The sequence below is a fragment of the Oscillospiraceae bacterium genome (assembly GCA_035380125.1).
Classification (GTDB): Bacteria; Bacillota; Clostridia; order Oscillospirales; family JAKOTC01; genus DAOPZJ01.
In genome coordinates this window covers 23,454-46,669 of sequence record DAOSWV010000021.1, presented here as the reverse complement: position 1 = coordinate 46,669, position 23,216 = coordinate 23,454, and the positions used below count along the sequence as shown (strand labels likewise).

At 49.8% G+C, this 23,216-nt stretch carries 14 protein-coding genes; 9 read left to right on the top strand and 5 right to left on the bottom strand.

Annotated features, from left to right (window positions below):
* Window positions 1–8: 8 nt before the first annotated feature.
* The 5 genes from PK629_09475 to PK629_09455 all read right to left on the bottom strand — a co-directional run bounded on the left by PK629_09475 (window position 9) and on the right by PK629_09455 (window position 11,773).
* A complete protein-coding gene (locus PK629_09475) occupies window positions 9–1,583 on the bottom strand; it encodes a glycoside hydrolase family 43 protein (protein HOP11704.1) in 1,575 nt (524 codons plus the stop codon).
* Window positions 1,580–4,036, bottom strand: a complete 2,457-nt coding sequence (locus tag PK629_09470; protein HOP11703.1) for a hypothetical protein — start codon at window positions 4,034–4,036, stop codon at window positions 1,580–1,582. Before PK629_09470 ends, PK629_09475 begins: the two co-directional genes overlap by 4 nt.
* 9 nt (window positions 4,037–4,045) lie before the next feature.
* Complete coding sequence (locus PK629_09465; protein HOP11702.1) at window positions 4,046–6,970, bottom strand: hypothetical protein; 2,925 nt, start codon at window positions 6,968–6,970, stop codon at window positions 4,046–4,048.
* Complete coding sequence (locus PK629_09460) at window positions 6,967–9,243, bottom strand: putative Ig domain-containing protein (protein ID HOP11701.1); 2,277 nt, start codon at window positions 9,241–9,243, stop codon at window positions 6,967–6,969. Before PK629_09460 ends, PK629_09465 begins: the two co-directional genes overlap by 4 nt.
* A 79-nt stretch (window positions 9,244–9,322) precedes the next feature.
* Complete coding sequence (locus PK629_09455) at window positions 9,323–11,773, bottom strand: hypothetical protein (protein ID HOP11700.1); 2,451 nt, start codon at window positions 11,771–11,773, stop codon at window positions 9,323–9,325.
* A gap of 235 nt (window positions 11,774–12,008) precedes the next feature.
* Between PK629_09455 and PK629_09450 the strand changes: the two genes are divergently transcribed.
* The 9 genes from PK629_09450 (at window position 12,009) to PK629_09410 (ending at window position 22,604) form a co-directional block, all read left to right on the top strand.
* On the top strand, window positions 12,009–13,337 hold the full coding sequence (locus tag PK629_09450) for a hypothetical protein (GenBank protein ID HOP11699.1): 1,329 nt from the start codon (window positions 12,009–12,011) through the stop codon (window positions 13,335–13,337).
* Window position 13,338: 1 nt separating this feature from the next.
* The gene (locus tag PK629_09445; protein HOP11698.1) at window positions 13,339–14,079 is read left to right on the top strand and encodes a hypothetical protein; all 741 of its coding nucleotides are present in this window, start codon (window positions 13,339–13,341) and stop codon (window positions 14,077–14,079) included.
* 28 nt (window positions 14,080–14,107) lie between these two features.
* Window positions 14,108–14,947, top strand: a complete 840-nt coding sequence (locus PK629_09440; protein HOP11697.1) for a hypothetical protein — start codon at window positions 14,108–14,110, stop codon at window positions 14,945–14,947.
* Between the two features lie 33 nt (window positions 14,948–14,980).
* On the top strand, window positions 14,981–16,351 hold the full coding sequence (locus tag PK629_09435) for a hypothetical protein (protein ID HOP11696.1): 1,371 nt from the start codon (window positions 14,981–14,983) through the stop codon (window positions 16,349–16,351).
* A 24-nt stretch (window positions 16,352–16,375) separates the two neighbouring features.
* The gene (locus PK629_09430) at window positions 16,376–17,098 is read left to right on the top strand and encodes a hypothetical protein (protein HOP11695.1); all 723 of its coding nucleotides are present in this window, start codon (window positions 16,376–16,378) and stop codon (window positions 17,096–17,098) included.
* Window positions 17,099–17,195: 97 nt separating this feature from the next.
* Window positions 17,196–18,563, top strand: coding sequence for a hypothetical protein (locus tag PK629_09425; GenBank protein HOP11694.1), 1,368 nt, complete (start codon window positions 17,196–17,198; stop codon window positions 18,561–18,563).
* 209 nt (window positions 18,564–18,772) lie between these two features.
* Window positions 18,773–20,029, top strand: coding sequence for a hypothetical protein (locus PK629_09420; protein HOP11693.1), 1,257 nt, complete (start codon window positions 18,773–18,775; stop codon window positions 20,027–20,029).
* 26 nt (window positions 20,030–20,055) lie between these two features.
* Window positions 20,056–21,321, top strand: coding sequence for a hypothetical protein (locus tag PK629_09415; protein HOP11692.1), 1,266 nt, complete (start codon window positions 20,056–20,058; stop codon window positions 21,319–21,321).
* 134 nt (window positions 21,322–21,455) lie between these two features.
* Window positions 21,456–22,604, top strand: coding sequence for a helix-turn-helix transcriptional regulator (locus PK629_09410; GenBank protein ID HOP11691.1), 1,149 nt, complete (start codon window positions 21,456–21,458; stop codon window positions 22,602–22,604).
* The last annotated feature ends 612 nt before the right edge of the window (window positions 22,605–23,216 follow it).

The following is a 23,216-nucleotide window of genomic DNA, read 5'->3' as shown; positions in this document are numbered from 1 at the left end:
TGGGAAATTTATTTTCCGTCTTCCGAATAATCGAAATAGTCGAAATCGGCGGGCGTTTTTTGCCCAGTCAGGTCTTGGCAGCACAGGCCGACAAACGCGCCGGTATAACCGGTCAGGGCACTGTGGTCATCGGTCAGGGCGACAGTGTCGAACACCGGGCCGATGGATTTGAATTCCTCGTTTGCAACCGAATAATAAAATTGCAGATCCCGGGTCTTGACCTCAACGCGCAGGCGGATTGCTTTATGTTCCGGTAGAGGGATATCGTCAATCGGATAGCTGTAGGCGTTATTGTCATTTGCCATGATACCCAGCATCTTTTTGCCGTCGTCGCGGCTGACGCGCAGGTAGAGGAAGTTGCCGGTGTCGTGCAGACAGACGAGTCCCGCCATCTGTCGGTATTCATTCGGCTCGAATTCGAGCAGGGTTTCGGCGGTGTAATTCCAACTCTGCTGGCGGCGGACGATCAGTGACTGGGGTACCGGTGCGGCAAACGACGGGCCGCCGTATAACCGCAGAAATCCGGGTCGGGCGGTCAGGGAGAGCTTTTCTTCGCCGAGCGCCGCATAGAGGGTTTGATAATGGATACGCAGCGTTTTTGAATCGAAATCATCCCGGGTGGGAAGTGCTTCAAAGGAGTGAGCCGGAAGATCGGGTGCGGGAACAATGAGTTGGGGCTTGGAACCGCCGCTTTCAAGCCGCAGCCAGCCGTCATTTGTCCAGCAGACCTTTTGCAGGCAGGTCTCGCGGCCTAAAATGCACTCGCGGGTGCCGGGGAAAGGTCTGGAGGCCAAATGAACCAAATACCACTCGCCGGTTTGGGTCTGCACAAGGTCGCCGTGACCCGCTTTTTGCAGCGGATAATCGGGAAAATCTTTCGTGGTGACGACGAGTCCGATCGGATCGTTTTCATAAGGGCCGAAAATGGATTTGGATCGCGCCATCGAGACCGCGTGGTTATAACCGGTGCCGCCCTCGGCGGTCATCAGATAATAATAACCGTTATGGCGATAAAGGTGTGGACCTTCGGTGGTTCCGAGTTCGGTGCCGGAGTAGATGTTTTGAATCGGGCCGATGAGTTTTTGCGCTTTGGGGTCGTATTCCTGCAGGAGGATACCGCCGAATTTCGGGTGGTCTTTGCGGAAATCCCAGCTCATATTGACAAGCCATTTGCGGCCATCTTCATCATGGAACAGCGAGGGGTCGAAACCGGTGCTGTTGAGCCGGATCGGTTCCGTCCACGGGCCTTCGATGGCCTTTGCGGTGATGAGATAATTATCGAGGTCTTTGAAAACACCCTGATGACCGTAGACTACCGTATAAATCAGATAAAATGTGCCTTTATCATACGAAAGACACGGTGCCCAGATACCGCCTCGGGATGGGATGCCGCGCAGGTCGAGATTCGTGAGCGGATGGGTCAGCAGCCGCCAATGCACAAGATCGCGCGAGTGGTGAATCTGCACACCCGGAACCCACTCGAAAGTCGAAGTGGCGATGTAGTAGTCGTCCCCGACCCGCAGAATCGAGGGGTCGGGATTGAAACCGGGCAGGATGGGGTTTTGAACGAGCTGCGTTTTCATAATTTGCCTCCGATGATTAAGGTTGCGGGTGTTTTTATAAGCAACTGCCAGAGTCGGGCGTGCAGGTTTTGGGCTTTGGCGGGAATGCCGTTTATGGCGATGATCGGTTCGCTGTTCGAGAGTAATAAGAGTTTTCCGGTTCCCGTGGTGCGGCAGGTGATGCCGTGTTCGGTCTGTTTCAATTCTGAAATTTTACCACCGATATAGTCGAGAATCGAGGGGTTTTGATAGGGCGTGCCGTAAACCGCCGTCATATGGTGTTCGCCGGAGGTATAAAATTCTTTGGGAATCGTGCAAGCGCCGAAAATCGGAACATTGTCCACGATCAAGTGCGAAAAATCGCCCATGCCTGTTCGGTCGAAACTCCAGCGGCCCCCGTAGGCCCAAAGGCCGTCTATTTTCGCGGACAGTCCGCCGGGCAGAACCGTGATCGTACCGCCGTCTGTCACAATACCCGCAAGGGATTCGAGGATCGTTCGGTACAGACCTGTGGCGCAGTTGAGATTCCACGCCTGCCCGAATTTTGTCCAGCCGGTTTCGGGGTCGAGGTCGTCAAAATCGGCGAGCTCCATGACCGCACGGCAACGATTCCACATGCGGCAGATCGTTTTGACATAACGGCGGGAGATGTCGAGAAAACGTTCATTATCTCCGTAAGCAAGGGCGCCGTACCGCATCAGTTTGAGCGCATGGATATCCCAGTGCAGATACCACGAATGGTGGACGCTCTCGGTGTGAGTGTGGGAATCGGATGCGGGCAGCGTGCGGATGCCCAAATCGGTCAGATAATTTTGTCCGATAAAGTCCGCAATTTGACCGATTTTCGGCAGATACAGCGCAAGGCCTTGCCGGCTGTGTGCGGCGAGATAATCATAGAGCGGGTAGATTTGATTGGGATTGCCGTGATCGTCGAGTCCGTCGAGCAGACCGCCGGTTGCGGGGTTGAAAAAGGCTTTCAGATAATTTGATTCGATCAGATCGGCGGTTTGAGCGGTAAGTTCGGCGGTTTCACTATCATTACAGGTGGTTGCGATTTCGGAAATCAGACGGGCGGCGAGATAAAACGCGCCGGTTTCAATCGAGGTGACGCCGGTTTCGGTTCGCCCCATTGCGCGGGGGTTATCGGGGTAGAAGCCGAGACCTTTAATAAAACCGCGGGAATCCGCTTTTTTCTTCAATCCGTTCCAGAGCTCCAAAACCGTCGGATAACACTCTTTTAAAAACAAGGCATCACCGGTTTCGCAAAAGTGCTGATATATCAGCGAGATCAACAGGCAATCGACAGCGCCGAACTGCATGGTCTGCAAGACCTCATAATCGCGGCCGTAACGGTGCGGCACACTGCTGTCACGCCAGCGGTGGGTGAGGAAAAATTCGATGATTGCCCGTTGCCCCTTGAGATCGCCCCATTTGGACAGTTCGTGGGCGGTGACGAGATTGTCCCAACCCCAGACCCAGTAATAGCTGCTCGCCGAGGCCCTTGTCATGCCGCTTTTTTGGGTGGCCGCCTGCACATAACCGGGCAGAGCATTAAAAATTTCATCAAGTTCGGTGTAGTCGTTGAAAGTGACAGAGGGTTGTTTTCCGGCGATTTTTTGATAGCGTAAAATCTGCTGTTTGGCAGCCTGCGAATAGGTGTTTTGAAAGCGCGCCGATTCGGCTTTGGCTTCTTCAACGCTGTCGCCGAACGAAAGGTTGAAGCGGATGGAGTTTGATTGAGCGGTAAAAGTCAGCGTATAAATGCCGTTTTCTTCGGTGGTTTGAACCGGATGAGCGCTGTCGAGAATTAAAACGGTGCGGGAATTGATGAAAAGCTCATCACTGTTTTTAACAGATTCGATCATCGGGGGAAGAACATCAAGGTTATTGACATCGAGCAGTGGGTCGGTGCCGAATATTTGGGTGTGTTGTGAGACTGGCACCAGATAAGCGCCTTTTTGTGAAACCCAATCGCTGAGCTTATAATGGTTTTCGCCGGTAAAGATCAGCGGAAAATCCCCTGTTTCTCTTTTCCAGACCATATGCCCGTGGACATTGGTATTCAGGGTACCGGAGTTGAAGCGGAGGGAAAAAGGTTTATTTTCTGTCAATTCGATATTGAAAAAGATGGATTTGCCCTGTGCCATGGCGAACAACTCACCTACAGAATGCTCGTTTTGAAGCAGTTCGGCGAAACAGCACCAAGGGGCGGCTTCGTATTTACCGAGGGTGAGCGGAATAAAGCCGTTTTGGGAAAATCCGAATTGCAAGGCGGGAGATGTGGTCGAACCGGTCAGAATTTGGGCGTTGCGGCTGACCGGCTGCTTGCCGTGATAATCCAGCCCCGAAAGACCGGTTTTGCAAAATCGCGCGGCGATGACCGCGTCGGTGATCCAGTTGTGCGGCACTGAGAGCCCCGCAAAGCCCGCCGGATAACGGATGGGATGGCTGCCGAGAAAAGATTTATAATCCATAGGCGCGCCTCACTCCGAAAAACGGAGAAGTTCCGTTTTGCCGCCATGCCGCCATTCGACACCGGAGAGATTGGGCAGCGGTGATACGGTGCCGATGGTTTCACCGGGTTTATGCGGATAAAGGAAGGTCAGGTAGGTGGAATTCGGGGCACAGGAGGTGCGCAGCAGGGTGATTTTCTCGCCCATCGGTTTCATCTCGCCCTCCCACATCCAACGGAAATTGTGCCAGTCCATGCCGAATGCGCGCAGAAACATCGGTTCGTCGAGGCCGTTATAGCTCCATTGGAAAGTTTGGTTATCTGGGCTTCCGAAAGTATGAACTGCGATATCGACGCCGAATTGGCCGGTGAAGTCCATACAATTATTTTTGCGCTGCATATCATCCGCGAATAAGAGAAGGTTCTGATTAAAGGGCAAATTACCGGTCACGCGGTCGCGGATGAGTAATGCGCCGCTTTCCTTTTGCCATAAAAGATCACGCTGCCAGCGGTGAGGCGGAATCTGATCGGGCGGAGGTTGGCGGCGGAAGTTCCAATCGGGGTCGCGGGTCGGCCAGAGCGGCCACTCCTGAACGCGGTCGATGGTGACTTCCAAGGAGGTGAAATCGGCTTCGGGGGTCGAGGAGAACGAACACAGACGGCCCCGGCTTTCGTCGGTTTTGCCGTCGACGGAGATGCGGTTATGCAAAAAGGTTGCGTCGACGCCGGGAAAGTACTGGCTGCCGATATCGGCTAAAATCGGAACACCTTTTTCGTACCAGATCAAAGAGCCCTCGTCGTGGTCGTAGTGCATGGCGGCCTTGCCCGCTTTGAGCAGCAGATAACCGGTCTCGGAACGCATGCAGGCGCCGAATTCGGGGAATTGTTTACTCTCGGGCGGGTCGTCGGGGGCTGCGGGCAGATCGCGGTCGATTAATGCGAGGGTTTTGAAGGTGGAATTGAGTTCGCCGCCGGCGTTGATGACCGGTTCCCCAGCCCGATTCCAGGCGCGCATCATTCGAGCGGAAAAAGCGGGGTTTTCGCGTGCGAGATTGGCTGCCCAAGCGAAGATGTTTTGAAAGCTCTGGGTCCAGTAGTTGGCGGCGGTGTCGCCGACGGTGGGCAGCATATGGATATTGCTGCGGATATCGAGCGGGGTTTGAATCGCGGCCAGAAAATCCATGGTCGACAGAAAACGGGAGTCGGTTGAAAAGTCCCGATAACCGCTGTTTTTGAGCGCGGTAAACAGTAAAATCAGATAATTCATCGAGTAGGCCTGATAATTCGGGGCCTCGATCCATGCGCCGCCGGGATAGACCGCGTAATCGAGTTCTTTATCGAGTTCGGTCTCGGCATAGGCAGCCCAAGCATCGGCGTCGGGGTGGCCTTTCAGCAGGCAGGCGAGGGTGCCGAGCGCTGAAAAATGATCGCTGTGGAAATTGCGGTTACCCTTGGAAAATCCGGCGCTCTCCGGCGGCCAATAGTCGGGGTCGGCCATACAATGGGCGATAAAAGCGAATTGCCGCAGGATATCGGTTTTTTCCTGCGATGAGACCGACAGAGAATCGGCAATCAGGTCGAAGTCGAGGGCGACCAGGCGGATGGGGCGGCTGAGGCGGATGCAGACCAGTTCGTGCAGGGAATAGCCGAAGCCGGTGAGCAGCAAAATTCGGGTGCGCAGCCACTCGGCAATCTCGTTTTTCGCAATTTCGGCATAGGTCTCGTCGCCGGTCAGCAGATAAACCCCGGCGGGGTCAAAGCCGTTGGGGTCGTCCTTATGCACTTGCAATGTCTCTCGCAGCCAAGGCCAGTTTTGAACCTGTTTGCGCAGCTGGGGAACGTCTTGGCTTTGAAGCAACAGGTGTGGATGGGTGTCGGCGGGTGTCCAATCACATTGCCGGCGCAGAGTATTTTCGAGGGATGGGCCGCCGTAGACCGCGCAGAGGGTATCTGCGTAATGAATTTTACCGATCGGGTTTTTCAGCATGTTTTCCCAGTTTTGATAGGCGGAAGTCAGTTTGACGCCTTCTATCAATGGGTCATCAGAGCGGAGCGAAAGCACCCAGACGCGCGAACCCTCGGAAACGGGCAAGTCAATTTGATTGGGTTTGACCACAGGACCTACGGTTTTGCCGTTTTGCCACTGAGAGGCGCAGACGGGAACGACGCAAAGAGAGATTTCGTTTTGATAATAAAGCTGCATCAGGGTTGCGGTGTCGGTATCCCAGGTGTAAAAGGGCTGCAGACGGATGGCGTCGTCGGTGCTTGGGGTATATTCAATCCGCTTCCACTCATCCGTGCGGCCTTTTTCGGCGAACGGCGAGTGCATGCGGGCGTAAATTTTTTCGGGAGTCCGGTCGGAGCGCAGTGTGAATTGCAAAGGTTCTTTGCAGGAGAACGACTCGATGATTTTAATATCTGCCGTATCTTTGAAAAATTCGAGGGTGATGTGCCAGGTGTCGCCGTTTTCAAATATGTAGTTTAAATTTGCCTCGACCGTAAGCGGGCGGCAAGTCAGATCGGTTTGCAGCATTGTGCCGCAAGGTATGTTTTGAAGTTCACCTGAAAGGCGGAGAGATTGATTGAAAAATCGCAGAATCGGTGACGGCGGGATTGTATAAGAGCCGCCGGACGGGAGGTCACAGGTGAATTCGGGGGTGCGGATGGAGAGAAAGCCGATTTCTTGAATGATTTCGGCAAAACAGGCATGCAGTGTTTTTATTTCGCGGATATCATATTCGAGCGTCTCGTTCGGGTTTAAAGAGAGCATCAAGCCGACAGTCAGAATATTTTCGTGCAGATCGAGAAAGTCGGCGGCGACCGGTGCGCCGGAGGACTCAAACAAGGATAATTGATCGAGGGAGACAGTGGTTGTGAGCGTGGTTTGCAGACGGACATACTGCCGAGGCCGGAAAATGCCCAGCGGTTCTCGGATTGTCAGTTTGCCGACTGTCAAAATGCTGCCTCCGTCACGGTGATGTCGAATGTGAAAATATCTTTTTCGCCGTTTTGGTCGGCGACGGTGATCATAAAATTGTTTATGCCCTTGTCGGCAGATGTCGGCGTGCCGTGCAGGTAGCCGTCGTAATCGCGGATTTGCAGCCACGCGGGGCCTTGGATCGAAAAAGTGAGCCGCTGGGCATGGTGAAAACCGGTGTACATCGGTTTGTCGGGCAAGCGGTTATAGAACAGTTTTCCGAGTGAGCGGACGGCTTTGACATAGACGGCGTATTCGCTGCCGACACGGGCGGTGGTTTGGATGGAATTTTCGAGAATAAACGGGTGCGGCAGAGCCACACAAGGCGTCGGAAGACCGCCGATGCCTGCGGCGTTGATCGCACGGATGCGATAATGGCCGTAAACCCAATCGGCTTGCGTGAGTTCGAGTTCGGTATTCGGCGTGATGCAGATCAGATTTGCGGGGTAAATTTCGCGGATTGCAGGAGAATCGGTGCGGTGCGCCCAGACCTCATAGGGGGTATGGCTCGGGGTGAAGCCGTCCTCGTCACTGCCGTAGACGGCATAGGTGAGATTTTCACCGGCGGGCTGCCAACGCAAAAATAATTTACGATCTTTTTGAATCAATTCAAGATCGGCGGGAATGGGCGGCGCATCCCAGATAAATGATTCGGGTTCGCTCCACGTACTCCAAATACCATCGGCGGTTTTGCCGCGTACCCGCCAAAAATAAGATTTTAAAGGCGGCAGAATCAATGAGGGGTCAATAGTGAGTTCGGGTTTTGTTACGCGTTGGTGGAAGATCGGCGCATACGGCCAAGCGAAATCGGCGCGGTCGCTGAGGAGGAATTCGTACTCGGCGGCGCCGTTTTCTTTCCATCGGAAGGGCTGGCCGGGGATAAAAGAGAGAAGTTTCGGCGGCGTTGGCGGAGAAACGGCGGACTCGCGGCAGATATGCGTAATTTTTAACGTGCTGTTCGGGTCGGCGCGCAGTTCGAGCGTGTTTTTGCCGGAACGCAATGCGGGCAGAGACGGGCGGCAGACCTGAAACAGAAGTTTGATTTCGTCAATTTTAAAATCGGCGTCTGCCGATTCTATGATCAATGTGCAGTGGTGGCTTGTTTTGGCGAAAGCATTGCAGACATTCTTGAAATCGAAGGAAAATTCGCCGGGCTGCGTGATTGAAAGATGGTTTTTCCCGGAGGCATGCAGAAAAACAGCAAGCTGACCGGAATTCAGTTTACCGTGGATGTAAAGCCCGGTGATCGGCCAGGGGCAGTCGTCCCAATAAACATAGGATGATTGATCTTTTTTCAGGGCATGGCTGCATGCCGCGCCGAGAAGCCGTTTTTCGCCGGAGACGAGATTTTGGTGCGGGAGCTTTTCGCCGATGAATTTATTATAATAAAAAACCAACTGCTGGCCGGGTTGGAGGGTAAAGGACATGTCGCGGGGATCCGTATAAGAAGAGATTCTGTCAGTGCGCCAGTGATCGCCGCTGCCGAAAAGAGAAGCGAGTTCCCCGATTTCGACCGGACCTGCACGGCGGGTCAAAAAAGAATCCAAACAAAGCTGTTCGTGGGATGCGACTTCTCCGATTTCGTCGAGAATAAAAGCGCCTTTGAAAAGGTGTCCGGCGTTCGGGTAGAGCGCGTCGAAATAACGGCTTTTCCCATCGAAAAACAGTTCTGTGACCGCGTGACTGCCGTCGGAAAGCGAACCGGTGCGGGTCGGAATACCCGCCGCGGCAGCAAGCAATGCCAATGAGCCGTTAAAACTCCCGCAGGCACCGCTGCCGAAACCGTTCAGAAAACGGATCAGCGAAAAATCGGGGCTGCGAAAATCCTGATCGGGCCAAGTGATGCCGAAGGTGAGATATTGCCTCAGAAACTGCCAGAGGGCAAGGGCTTTTTCACGGTCGGTGTTGTATTGCCCGCAGACGGTTTTCAGTAAACCGGGTAGGGATGAAAAATCGCACCCGTTTGCAGTCAGGGCATTCACCTTGACCGATGTGGCGGTGGGATTTTCGAGAATCAAGGCGAGGTTATTTTGAAAAGCGGGCGGGTCCGAGGGTTCGGCGGAAGTGTTTAGACTGTCGATGGTTGTCTGTGTCAAAATTCGATATTGACAAAATCCGCTTGAATCCGTCGTCAGGGTTTCGGTATACTGCTGTGCAGCGGCGTCAGCGCAAAGCGAGCTGTTTTCGACAGCGTTTTTCGGAGTTGCCGGAGCTTGCTGTTTTTCCGGGTTTTCACGCGTCGGTTTACTCATGTGATTTCTCCCTTGTCGCTTGCTTTATCAATATTTTACCACGGTTCGGCGTTTTCGGCAATCGGCTGATTGTCGTTTTTTATGATTGTGAAGATTCCGGCGGGAAAAACAGATCGGAGATCTGCAGGGATCCGGTCACATGTTCGGCAAAAAGCGCCGGTCCGAATGCGGTTTCGACCGGCTTCGGCGTAAACGGTTCTCCGATGACAAAGGGCTGCTGCGCGTTGAGTAGGAGTTCCAGCCCTTGAAAGTCGCCGTCGAGCGGAAGCACATAAATTGAAGCGTCCCGAAGGCCGTTGACCTCCAGTTTGTGCCGTTGGCGGTAACTGACCGGCGCGCGTTCTTTGCACTGCAAAACGCCGCCGACAGACTGACGGACGAATACGCGGCACGGGGCGTGAGCTGCGCGCGGCAGGCGATAGACCGAACGGCCGTTTTCCAAGATGGTCTCGAAACCGGTCAGAAGCGGTGCGCCCAAAGGTGTATTGAAATGAATATCCGTTGTGGTATCGGGATTGTAAGCGGAGAGCCAAAGAGCATTGCGGTTTCGGTGCAGGGTGATGACCGGAGCAGGCGTTTGCGGCGACCGCAGCACAAATCGGGTGCTGTAACCGAATTGTTCCGCGGCCAGCGCAAAATATCGGGCGAGCGGCGCGGTATCTTGGTCGGTTTCCGCGTTGGCAGAGGATGACCCCCGGCACCAGACAATTCCGCCGCCGTTTCGGTTCGGATCGGAAGTATGGGATAAGACGACGCGCGCTTGATCGTTTTGACGGACTACCGCAAGAGCGGAGAGGTTCGGCGAGCCGTCCGTCGATTCGGTGACGCCGCCGTCGGTTAAAACGCCGTCGTAAAAGAGCCGCGAAGAGTAGGTTCCGGTTCGGAAAATATCACCTTTAAAATGGGTTTCCAGTGCCATTTCACCGGTCAGGGGCGATTTGTTGCGAATTTTTAAGGCGTTTAACAGTTTTTCATCGGCGGACGAGAGCGCGCCGTACAGCATGATTTGGCCGCCGTTTTGAACAAAACGCAGAAGTGCATCGTTCAGCAGGCTGCTGTTTGCGGGTACGGGAACCACGAGAACCGAGTGCCGCAGAAAATCGGGACTATCGGCGAAAAGGCGGATAAAATCGTCGGAGGCGATTACGGTGTTGAGCGGAAGTCCGTTATTGATGGCCTGCACGATGAACCGATCCTCGAAAAACAGCTTGGCGATATTGCCGGAGGCGTTTTCGTGGTATTCGTTAAACGGATAGACCCAGACGAACGGGGCGGGTGCGTCGGGTGCAGTCTCGAATCCCTTAAGCAGGTGCGGGATGACCTCGTTGACGCAGTTTTCCGGCATTTCACCGAGGGAATTGTCGACGGTCAGCAGGTTCAGATGATCCGGCGTCACGGTCTGCCCCTGCGGGTTGATGCGGGATACCGAGAGCGGCAGATAGATGTCGTGGGGTTGGCTTTCATAACGATCCAGCCACGGGCTGTTCATCCACCACGGGTCGTGGAGATAAAAGCGGAACAGATAGCTGTCGGGATCGTTTTCGTAGGCGGGCAGTTTCGCGATGTGCGACAGGTAGCCCGCCAGTTCCAGCCCGAAATCGCCGTTGATTGCCGCCCAGGGCGAGTTCGGCGGGGCCAGAATGTTGAAATCGCCCGCGTAGATTTTTTCAAGATTGACCGCGTCGGTCGCAAAATCGATTCCGGTAGTCAGGTTGGTGCCGCGCGTTTGGACGGGCAGGTGAAATTCGCTGCGGAACAAGCGCCAGAAATCGAGAATGCGTCGTTGGGTTTCTTCGATTTTTTCGGGATAAAAGGTTTTGCCGTCGAAAGTCGCGCCATTGACGTTCCAGGTCTCGGTTCCGAAGCCGAATCCGTTAGAGAGCCACAGATAGTCAAACCCCAGATCGGTCAGAAACCGTTGCGCTTGTTTTCCGAAAAACGTGCCGAACGGCGTGTTATCCGGGATTCCGTCGGGATAGGCGGCGTATGCGTGGGAATCGGCATTGAGCGTCGCATAACAACAGACCATGCTTTTTTGACCCATGGAGGCGCCGACGCAGATTTCGCGGTGGCGGTTGTATTTAAAGTCGGATTTGGCGAATTCGGGGCCGGGGTCGAAGGTCTCGCCGACGAGGATCGGCTTGCCCGTCGCTTCGGTTCCGATCCGTTTCAAGGTGGTAATCAGACGTTTTAAAAAGCCGTTGGTGAAGGTCGGCGGGTTTTTGGTGTAGAGGTACCAGCGGGTGTGCAGGCCGACGCCGTCGGGATCGGTCTCTTTATTCAGGTTCAAAAGCGGATTCGCCCCGCCGATATAGCGGCACCATTCCAGTTCGGCGTCTTCGCGGCCGTCGTAATCGAGAATCTCACTGCCGTCTGCCGTCCACAGCAGCACGCAGACGGTCTGCGCGTGTTTGGTCAGCGGTTTCCACGCCTCGAACAGTTCTCGGCAGACCACCTCGACATCGTTTTGGTCGGTCGAGTGGAAGGGTTTTAAACTCATTTCCAGTGTGACGGCTTTTAAGGGTTTCATTTTCGGCTCCTCGTTTTCGGGCGTTTTTATCGGGTTTCGGTCGCGGTTTGAGATTAAAAACATTTTACCACAGTACAGCTTGATCGGCAACCCGAAACGACAGAGGCGCATTGACATGAAATCAAGTTTTATGGTAATATAAGCCAGATTGTGATTTCGGCAAAGGGATAGGGACGGGCGAACTAGAGTTTTCAGGCGAGGTGTGACCGTCGGTATAGAAAAAGGGGACAAGACGATGAAAAGAATCATTATGATTTGCCTGGCGCTTTTTATGGTTTTAGCCGGATGCGGACAAGCGGAGGTTTCATCGGCCGGTTCAAACATTGAATCGTCTGAGCTGGAGACAAGTTCGATGGTGAGTTCATCTGCGGAATCGGTGGTTTCGCAGGAGGCGTCATCTGAACCGGAGATCATAACACAATATACTTATGATGAGGGCTGTGTTTTTATAAGAAATAAAGATCAAGGATACGGCGTTTTAACAGACGGGAGAGAAATTCCGGCTTCTTCGGAGTATGAATCAGAAGTTGGCGTATACCGCTGCCAGTCGGTAACAGTTCAGGTGTATTCGAATGGAAAAGAAGAGATCATTGGAACCTCAGAACAATATAAAACCTATAATATCGCGTCATGGGATAATCGAGAGGAAGCACCACAGAAATTTGTTCAATACATTTTGGAAAGCTATATGAACACGGGATGGCATTGCGCTATCTCGGATTATAAAATTAACGATATCCAGGTAGAATCGGGCCTTGAATCCGGTTCGATTATTTTTACGGTGAATTACACAATAACACCGGCACCGTATGCCATCTCTTTTAAAACATATCAATACACATCTGGAAAAGCCGATCAGGAATCACTCACTATTACCCAGCGCATCACATTGGTTGAATATTATAAGGGGTGGTATTCGTATACTCGTGATACCGATCTAATTTACCCTTATCTGAAAGAAAGCCAGGACTACGGTGAATATGAAGACAGAACTGTATTGTTATATGAGACAGACAGATTCACTTATACTTTTATAAGAACTTATGCAGAAGAGCAAGATCCGAATGATTTACCGCAGTTCATCGGAACCTTGGAGCGCTATGATAAAACCAATGGCAGTGTATATGTGGTTTGGCGGACGCAGACGGTCACGATGGGATTTCTCGCACAATATGGAGACGATATCTATTTTTATGAATATGATTGTGGTAATTTTACCTGGTTTGATTGCGGGTTTATATGTATTTCCGAAAAAAACGGTGAAGTGATTGAAACAAAGGAATATCTGCGTTGTGCGGTAACCGATGAGTATATTTGTTGTGGAAATTATAACGACGATTCGCAGTTGATTCTTTATGTTTATTCCATGAAAGAGAAAAAATTTGTACACATTTGGGAGGATGCGATTCTTAGCTGTGACGATACAGAGTATACATGCCAGTGCATCGATGGAATTTTAATGTGGTACGATTTTGATTATGAGGAGAAATGGCATCATTTTAACATTGAGACCGGAGTTGATATAATGACGAATACTTATTGGGAATGGAGTCGTGAGGGATAATATGAAAAGAGCGTTTGCGGTATTGTTGTTATGTTTGATAACACTGAGTGGATGCGGACAGGCGAATGTTTCGGAGGAAAATGAGTCGGCACAAAGCGATACCTCGAAGCAGGTAATTGTTTCGGAAAGCTATTCTCTGGTTCAAGGCGATATATCCGAATTGATTGAAAGCGAACCGTCGACGGTTCCGAAGAATATATCGCTGACAGCGGGACTGCCGTATACATCGGAGGGCAAAATTGACTTTGAAAAAATCGCATTAGGATATAATTTGATTTATTCTGCCGAAGCAGAATATCATGGCGATTTTGATTATAAAGAGGCATTTCAGATCGTTATGTATTTTGGGATTTATGATTTTACGGAACATGTGAAAAGTCAACTCAAGCCGTATTTTAATGAGGACGAGTGGTGTATCACGCTGCCGGCGGACGCAGTGGACGAGTATATACTCTCGAAATTTGGCGTCTCCGTCGACCGGTCGCTAATTGAAGAATACAACTCCAAAACAGAGACCTATCTGATTTATCCTTTCGCGGGAGAATATTATTACGAGACTGAAGTGCTGTCGAGCAAGACACTTGGAAATGGACAATATGAGTTTTATATCAAGACCACAGGAGAACAATTGAATGAAGAAGGGACGCCGGTTCAATCGTGGGTGCAGCGGTTTGTGATCGATTGCACGAGTGATGATTATAAATATATCTCCGTGAGTTTGGAAGAAACCGATACGCATTGAATGATTGTTAGAAAAGAGGGATCAGAATATGAAAAAGGTGATCGTAGTTGCTTTGGCGGGTTTGCTGTTGTTGAGCGGGTGCGGACAAGCGGAGGTTTCCGTGAACAGTTCAAGCGCGGAATCGTCTGTGGAATCGGTGGTTTCGCAGGTGAGTGTTGAATCTTCAAATCAAACAGCAGTCGTTTCAGAGAGTCAGAATACGCATGAAATTGTTGGTGATGATATCTTTGAAGGCGACAGATACGTATCTCCGGAAATTCCGGAAGACACCTATTCGTTGATTCCTGAACGGGCGGCTCCGGTTAAGGACGACGCTTACTGGGAAGCGCTTTTAAACGATGTAGAGGAATGGACGGGTGATGATACACTTGAGGAGATATTCATTAGCCTTGCCGGGACATTGGAGATTATTGGTCTCCGCGAATATAATTTTGATAAAATTGAAAAAGACAAGATCGGCTGTTATGATGAGATGATTTTTGTTGCTTTGAGTTTCTCAACATTTGAAGAGTGGGAAGGAGAACTTGACCTCACTTGTTCACACAAATTTTATAAAGAAGAGATTATTGATAAATATGTATATTACCTGTTTAATCAGAAAATTGATTTTATGAAGGTGACCGGATATTCGCCGAGTCAGGCAGGGGTATGGGCGAATGAATTCGGCTACGGCGGCGGCGGTCGGGGACCTGAGATTGATCAGATTGAAGATACCGGAGATGGAAATTATACGGTTTTAATGACTTTTATCGATGAAGAAGATAACCATTTGCTTTGGAAGAGCGAGTATAAGTTTACGGTTGAGGGTAAACGGATTATTGTGAACTCGATTGAGATTTTAGAGATATATGACCAGGATTGGTTTTGAGACGGGATTGCTTAAAACGCAGGGAGAAATCGTATGAAAAAAATAATGAGGTTTGCTTTGGCGGGTTTATTGATGATCGCGGGTTGTGCGGGGCCGGGAACGTCGGGCGTGGGGTTAGATATTTCAGAAATTTCAGAGACACCGGTGGCGTCGCAAGTGTTTTCAGAACCTTCGGTATTAATACCGGAAGCATCTTCAGAGTTGTCTACAAGATCGGCGGCTTCGAAAACTGTGTCCGGAGAAACCGAAAAGATTGCAAGCGCGATAATTTTTATTTTGGATCAGAATAATTATAAAGCAGTGTCTTATGACGGAGAAATGATTCAGTTTTGGGGTTTGGGCAGTGAGATGCAATCAGGAGACAGATTGGAAAATGTCCGTATTAAGAAAAATTTCGCTGGAAATTGGTATGTGGCAGATGATATCAATCATTATTCGTGCAGATCACAATCGCCGATTGCCGCGGAGCAGGATAAAGCACCGGAGGTTTTTTGCCGATATTGGTTCGCGGGCAAACTGTTCAACGGACAAGGCGACGCGCTTTCGGATTATTCAATAAAGAGAATTACCGTTCTGGATGGTGGTAATGAACATATGATCCGGTTTCGTGTGGTGTATACCGTAACACCGGCACGGTACGCCACTAAGTTTTCGTGGTATCGTCTATATGAAGATAAAAAATTCGGAAGCATGGAACCTTCAAAAGAATTGACGGCGGATGTGACGCTGGTCGGTACCGATGGGCTGTGGATGCCGGTCAAAGAAACGATCTCGGAAATAAATAATTGGAATACTCCCCATGAAGTTTATCCGGATTATCTCTATGTAGCACCTCTTATTAATGTTCATTTCCAGAGCGATAAATACACCTATTATTCGGAATACCGGGTGGCTGTGGATAAAGATGGCACGAATCAGGAGAGCACAACACTGACCACGGTTTATGCATATCGAAACAGTGACCAAAAAGTGACTCCGGTGATTAAAGATATTGAGAATATGGAACTGGAGTTCTTAGATAAGGCCGGAGACAAAATAATCTTTTCATCCACTTGGCATCATCCTGAGGGAGAACCGGGCAGCGGACCGATTTATGTGATGGACGAAAGCACCCTAAAAGTTAAGGAAATCCCATGTGTTTGCATTTATACCGTCAGCGATCAGGGGATATATTACGGCGAGAGGTATAACGATGAGTATTACTCTCAATTGTGTTATTATGACTACGCCTCCGATAAAATCACAAAACTGCCCGGAGCATGCAAATCTCTCAGTGACTATCCGGTCATCAATGAGAGTACGCCCTTTTGCAGTTATGAGGGGAAATTGATCTGGTTTGTCGGAGATAAGTGGTTGTGTGTGGGGCCTGATTCCGATATGGTCTCCGAATACGTGTGGAAGTGAGTGCGACAAAATGGAGGAGCGCTTATGAAAAAGATCGTAACAGGTTTATTGTTCGTGTGCCTGCTGGTCGGATGTGCGGCGACAGGTGGGACTAGCTCGGGAATTTCGTCTGTTCCAACTTCACATCGTGCAAGTTCGGCGAGTTCTGCGGCTTCGATTGTCTCAAACAAGACTTCGTCCGCAGCAAGCAGCACAAGATCGTTACCATCTGAGGTTTCGTTTGCGGTCAGTATTGATTTTACGGGGCTGAGCGGCAATGAATATTATTTGGCGTGTCTTGAAGCGGGAAAATATGACGCCTTTGATATCAGAATCGGCGATCCGATCGGAAATGCCGAGAATGAATTCGGAAAGGGGGAACCGTATTATTACGGGCTAGGCGCGGATTGTTATTACTTCGAGAATGCGAATGTGACGGTAGCTTATGTAGAGGATTATATGTCATACCGAAATAAAATCTTGTTTATTGATATCATCGGAGTGGAAGGTGAGGTCACGGTTTTTGGCCTGACAACCGGAAAATCAACCCCGGAGGATGTTCAGGTAATTTTCGGTGAGAACCACAATATCGAGCATCATTCATACGGTTCTTCCTGTTATAATGAAGATGTTTATGATGAAGGGGAAGATTATGAAACGTTTGGTTATTGCAGTGATAACGGAAAACATTACATCAGATTTTTCTTTGAAAAAGGTAGTTTGAATTATATATCACTGGGGACGACATTTGCCGGAATTAAATACTGATATTGAATTGCTCCGACAGGTAAGAATGAAAACTAATTGACATTTCGTTGAGGTATCCGTATAATCTGGTAAGAATAAGCAAAGGGGTGCGGGAAATATGCGCATGAAAACCATCTATGCAAGCGAGACCGGGGCGAAACTTGACAGCGACGTTTATACCGGCGGAGGGACCGACGATACTGCGGCGCTGCAAAAGGCGCTGAATACGGCAAATACCGAGGGCGGCGTACGCCTGATCATGGACGGCGCGGCATTGATTACCGGGCTGACGGTCTATTCCAACACGACCATCGAATGCCTCAACGACGCCTGCGGGTTTTATCAGGCCGATAATTCCAATCAAGCGATGCTGATCAATGCGCACCCGTCGAAAGGTGAGCGGATTGACCGCAACATCAAATTGGTCGGCGGCACCTACAACCAAAACTGCCTGCATCAGGCGCACCATGTCCCGCCCGAAAAGCCCTATCCCGAGGGCGACTCGCTGGTCGTTCTGATCTCGTTTTTCGGCATCGAGAATTTATTGGTGCGCGACGTGGTCATCCGTAACCACCGCACCTTTGCGTTTTTAATCACCAACTGGGAAAAAATCGTGATGGAGAATATCCGCTTTGAGCTGCCGGATTATATCCGCTGCGGCAATCAGGACGGGATTCATGTGCAGGGACCCGGGCGGTTTCTGACGATTCGCAACGTACAGGGCAAGACCGGCGACGACATGATCGCGCTGAATGGCGACGAAGAGGCCAACGGCGAGGAACGCAACTGGATGCACCCGTATGCCACCGTCGGGCCGATGTCGGATATTGTCATTGACACGGTGTTATCCGATGACGCTTCGCAGGTCGTGCGGATTTTATCGCGTGAAAATCCGATTGATCGGGTTACGATTCGAAACGTCTCGGGCACTTACCGCAGTTTCGGATTTTATCTGCACGCGTGGGATCTGCGCAAAAAGGGCTTCCAAGGCGACTACGGCAATATCTTTATCGAAAATGTCGACCTGCGGCAGACCGAGGCCGACTATACCTATACCAGACGGTTTTTGTTCCGCATCTCCGGCAAGCACAAGTGCATGACGCTAAAAGATATCTATTACCGCGACCCGACCGACGACCGCTATCTGATTTGGCTCGAGGGCATCTCCGATATGAAGGGCATGGGATATGCACCGGCGCAGATCGATTCGCTGGTGATCGATGGGCTGCATATTCAGGATGAGGGTGACGCGCCGCAGACCTATCCGTATATCGCGGCCGAGGGCATGGTCAAACACATGGTCATCCGCAACAGCGAACTGTATTGCAAGGCCGGGAAAGAACCGGTGTTTTTGGCGACGGGTGAGGTGTCCGACATCGGGCGGCTGGCGATGTACAATGTGGTTTCGGAGAACGTCGGCACGCTGATTGACGACCCGGAGGGAAAAATCAAGGCGCTGGAACTGGACAGCGAGGACTGCGAGTAAGGGTTAGAACCTGAAAAGGTATTCACGGAGATCCGCAGGCTTTAATTAAGCCGAGATCCTTCGACTACGCGCAAAGCGCTTCGCTCAGGATGACATACACTGAGGACTGTGAGTGGAAGAAGCATAGGTAAGAAGATATGCGGCGGGCTGTGGTCAGCCCGCCCTACTTGTTTTTATCGGTTTTTTAAGGTATGATAGCAGGGTAAATCTTGAAACTATTTGTGAACGGAGATCAAGGGATTATGGCAAAACGGGCGGTTGTTTACGGGGCGGGGAAACTGGTGCGGTGTTTTATCAGCCAGATTCTGCACGCCAGCGGATATGAGATTGTGTTTTTGGAATTGGGCAAAGATCTGGTGCGCATGCTGAACGAGGCAAAACGCTATCCGGTGCGGCTCGTGACTAACGACGAGACCGTGGAATTTTACATCGACAGCTTCCGCGCCGAGGACAGTTCGCAGCCCGGGATTGCCGCAAAAGAAATGCTGGACGCCGATTTGATGGTAACCAGCGTTGGGGCGCGCAACCTGCAGTATATCGCGCAGCCGATTGCAGAGGGCATCAAAGCGCGCATTGACGCGGGGAAAGCGCCTTTAAACATCATTTTAGCCGAAAATCTGAACGACTCGGGCAACTATATGCGCGAGCAGGTATGCAAACACCTTGACGAAGCGACCATTGCGAAAATAGACGCAAACGTCGGATTTATCGAGGCCAGCATCGGGCGCATGGTGCCGGAACTGGCCAAGGGCGAAGCGGACGATCCGCTGTTGGTGCGCGGTGAGCCGTATGAGATTTTGCAGATCGACGGCGCGGCGGTGGTCGGCAAAAAGCCGGAACTGGTCAACACGCTGTTCTGCGACCCGATTGAGCCGTATATCCAGCGCAAATTGTTTGTGCATAACATGTGCCACTGCGCCTGCGCTTATCTGGCGGCGGGCAAATATGAATTTATCCACGAGGCCATGACCGATCCGGCGATTCGTTATTTGGTCGAGCAGGCCGGACTGGTTGGGGTGCGCTCCATCGCCGCCGAAGGGCAGATGGGCTATGATTCGCTGCTCGACTTTTTAATGAAGCTGCAATATCGGTTTTCTAATGTCAGTTTGCGTGACACGGTTGCGCGAGTGGGCGCCGACCCGGTTCGCAAGCTCGGCAACGACGACCGGATTACCGGGCTTTACCGGTTGGCCAAAAAACACGGTGTTGATACCTCGTTTTTGATGCCGGTGTATGCTGCGGCGCTTTGCTATCGCAATGAAGCGGACAAAGCGTCGATGCAGGTCAACGACGATTACAAAACAACCGGAGTGAAAGAGACGCTGAAAAAATATACCGAGATCGAATTTTCGGAAGAAGAAATTAAGCAAATTGAGACACAGATTGAAAATTTGCATAAAGGTGAGTTTACCGAACTTATCCGGCTGGCGGAATCGGCAAGAGCCAAGAACACCGAGACGACGTGAGGATGATATCAAAAAGGAGGTAAAACTTGAAAAAGGAAGAATTCGAAAAATACTATAAAAATGCAAAGCCCCTCTTTATTGATAAGGATGATTTAGAATCTATTAAACCATTAACAAAACAAAAATATCAGCCGGGCTTTGATAAATGGATTTTAAAATACGAAGCAGAAAAAGATATTGATGTATTTTTTAAAATCTTGCAATTTTCATATGCCGGTTATGATTATTATAAAGATAAAATTAACTTTATTGATGTTAAAAATCAAATATTGGCGGAGTTGCCTGAAAAAGACATAACGACTACAGACTTTGGGAAGGTAATTCATCATGCACTATACCCATATATAACTGATTCGCATTTTGTTTTTTTAATTGAGGGAGAGTATTCGTTCAAAAAGCTATACCGGGCTTATTTTACCGATTTGCTTTTAGAATTAAAAGATGATTCATATATTGTTATAAAAGGTAATGAAGACATTAAAGAAGGTTATTGTTTTTCATATAATCAAGTCAAAGATTATCTTTTTGAGACCTTGCCAGCAACAAATGGAAATAAAAGATACTTATTAGGAATCTATACATTGCAATTCCCTAACAATATCTCAATAAATGGATATGAGTTATTATTGCATCCATGTAAAACAGATGATATTCAACAAATAAAAGAAGGAGTTAAGATAGATATAATAAATGGTGTACCTATTGTACACCATTCCACATATAGTTTTAAATCACCTCAACCATCATTTGATGAATATCGAGAACTCGGTCAGAAATATAAAAATACCGAGTATTTAGTTTGGTCAATTTTATCAAATAACGGGGGGAATAGTGAATATCCTAAAAGCTTCATTATGGGGTTAAACGACTATGCTATATGGACTATGAGTGCCGCCGTACTTAATAATCCTTCTTTAGAGAATTTATTACCGTTAAAATCTTTTAAAATCTATGAGGAAGGCAGTATAAATTTAGCTTGCTCGAATTATAAGGGGACTTTATATATTATTCAAAACAAAAAAGTCGCTTCTTCCGGAGAATCAGCTATAATGTATGGGCGTTGTGTCAGAAATAAGGTCTTCGTAGGCAGTGCATCTATGGGATGCGGACAATTTGGAGATACGCTGCTATATAAACTGCCATACTCAAATCTCTTTTTTTCGATGGGATATAAAGTATTTAATATGAATGGGTTTGAGGAAGGGAAAGGAATCTATCCCGATTATTGGTTAGATAGTCAAGACCCAGTGAATGATGTAGTGAGATTTATTTTATTGCGTAAAGAATTATAAGTGATATTTTAGTGGCTTATTTGACAAGCCGCTTGTTTGTAAGTATAATTTCTATATATATTTGATATATTCAACTATAGATAGAAATCAGTTCAAAAACAAGGTTATTGTTTTCCGGATAGGGCGGATATAAGATGAAATCACAACGGCGCGGTTGTTTGATGAAAGGGGTCGAGCATATGACGGTTTATTTCGGAGAAAACCTCAAGCGGTTGAGAAAAGAAAAAGAGCTGACGCAGGAAAAACTGGCCGATTTTCTCGGGGTATCGTTTCAAGCGGTGAGCAAGTGGGAGCGCGGAGAGACCTTTCCGGATATCACGATGCTGCCGTCGATCGCCTCGTTCTTCGGAACGACGGTTGACGATATGCTGGGAGTTAATCGGGCGGAACGCGAGCAACGGGTGCAAAATTATATCGACGAATATTACAGGTTGTGGAAACCCGGGGAAATCGGTAAAGTGCGCGAAAAGATGAAAGAGGCGATCACCGAATTTCCGGGCGATTTCCGGCTGCTGGCACGGTATCTGAACGCGTTAATCGGTGAAAAAAACACGACAAACGAGGGCGCGCTTGAAATTTTGGATGAGGCACGGACGATTTATGAGAACATTAACGAGTACTGCACCGAAGACAGCATCCGGATTTGGGCGAAAAAGTTGATTTGCATGCTGTATAAGCGGTTGAGTTTCGTCGAAAACAGCGGGATTCAGCTCTCGGATATGGAGAAGATTCTTGACGAGATGCCGTTGATGCAGAACGGGCGCGACTATGTGGCGACTTTTCTTTATCCGCCCGGAGAACAAAAGAAAAACGCTTGTAAAAACGCAGTGCAGGAATTGATTTACCTGTTCGGCGGTGCGGTCAATAATGCGTTTTATTGGTCAAAGGAAATTTCGCCGGAGGAAAAGCTGGAAGCAGCGAAGACCGAGCTTGCCGTATATGAAATCGTCTATCCCGACGGCGATTACGGCAAGAGCTGGCTTCGTGCGATCAATACCTGCCTGTATGCGGGAAATTGGGCGTATCAGTGCGGAAATCCGGATCATGCGGTAGCATATTTGAAAAAAGGAGCTGAAATGGCAAAGAAGTTCGATGAACTGCCCGATCAGCTGGAGAAGAGTTCGCTGCTCACGAGAGGGTTGGATATCAAAAAGAGAGAAATTCCGGTGTACGGTGAGAATCTTCGAGAGCGTGCGAAGAAAGTGATCGGACAGTATACGTTTGAAGAGGAGTTCAGGGATTCAATCGGGTATAAAGAGGTTTTGGATATCTTGGAGGAATAAAAAGTCTGGGCGGGGAAAAATCCCCGCCTCGATTTTTTATAACCGAAAAGGGGGAATTTTCGGGCGGCCACATGGGGCCGCCCCTACGGTTGCGATGCGGGCGATTGCAAGTCGTAGAAAAATGACCACCCCGTCACTCCGTGCCACCCCTAAGGCGTCGCTGTCGACGCCTTAGAGAGGGGGATTTTTTTGAATACATACACAGATATACTCCTGTGGTTGCGATGCGGGCGATTGTGAATCGCCCTTCGATTATAGTGCGGGCGGATAATATCCGCCCCTATAGAAGATCACCGAGGTTGGCAGCGCGGATAGAAAGAACCGCTTTAAAGCGTTTCTCTTAAAGAATATTCCTGGCGAAATATTCTTCCCGTTTTATAAAGATCAACAGATTCTATTTCGCGTATGAAAACGGCGTCATAACGGCGGAACGGTCAAGACCGTTCCCTACAGAGAAAAAACGAGTGGGGAAACGCGGCTATGTAGCGATAGAATTCGCAGATTCTGCTTCGCGTTTGTGAGCGGGTACTGCCCGTCGGAGCGACGAGGTCGTCGCTCCCTACAAGACAATCACCAAGTATGGAAGCGCGCGCTATCGGGTGAACGGAACGC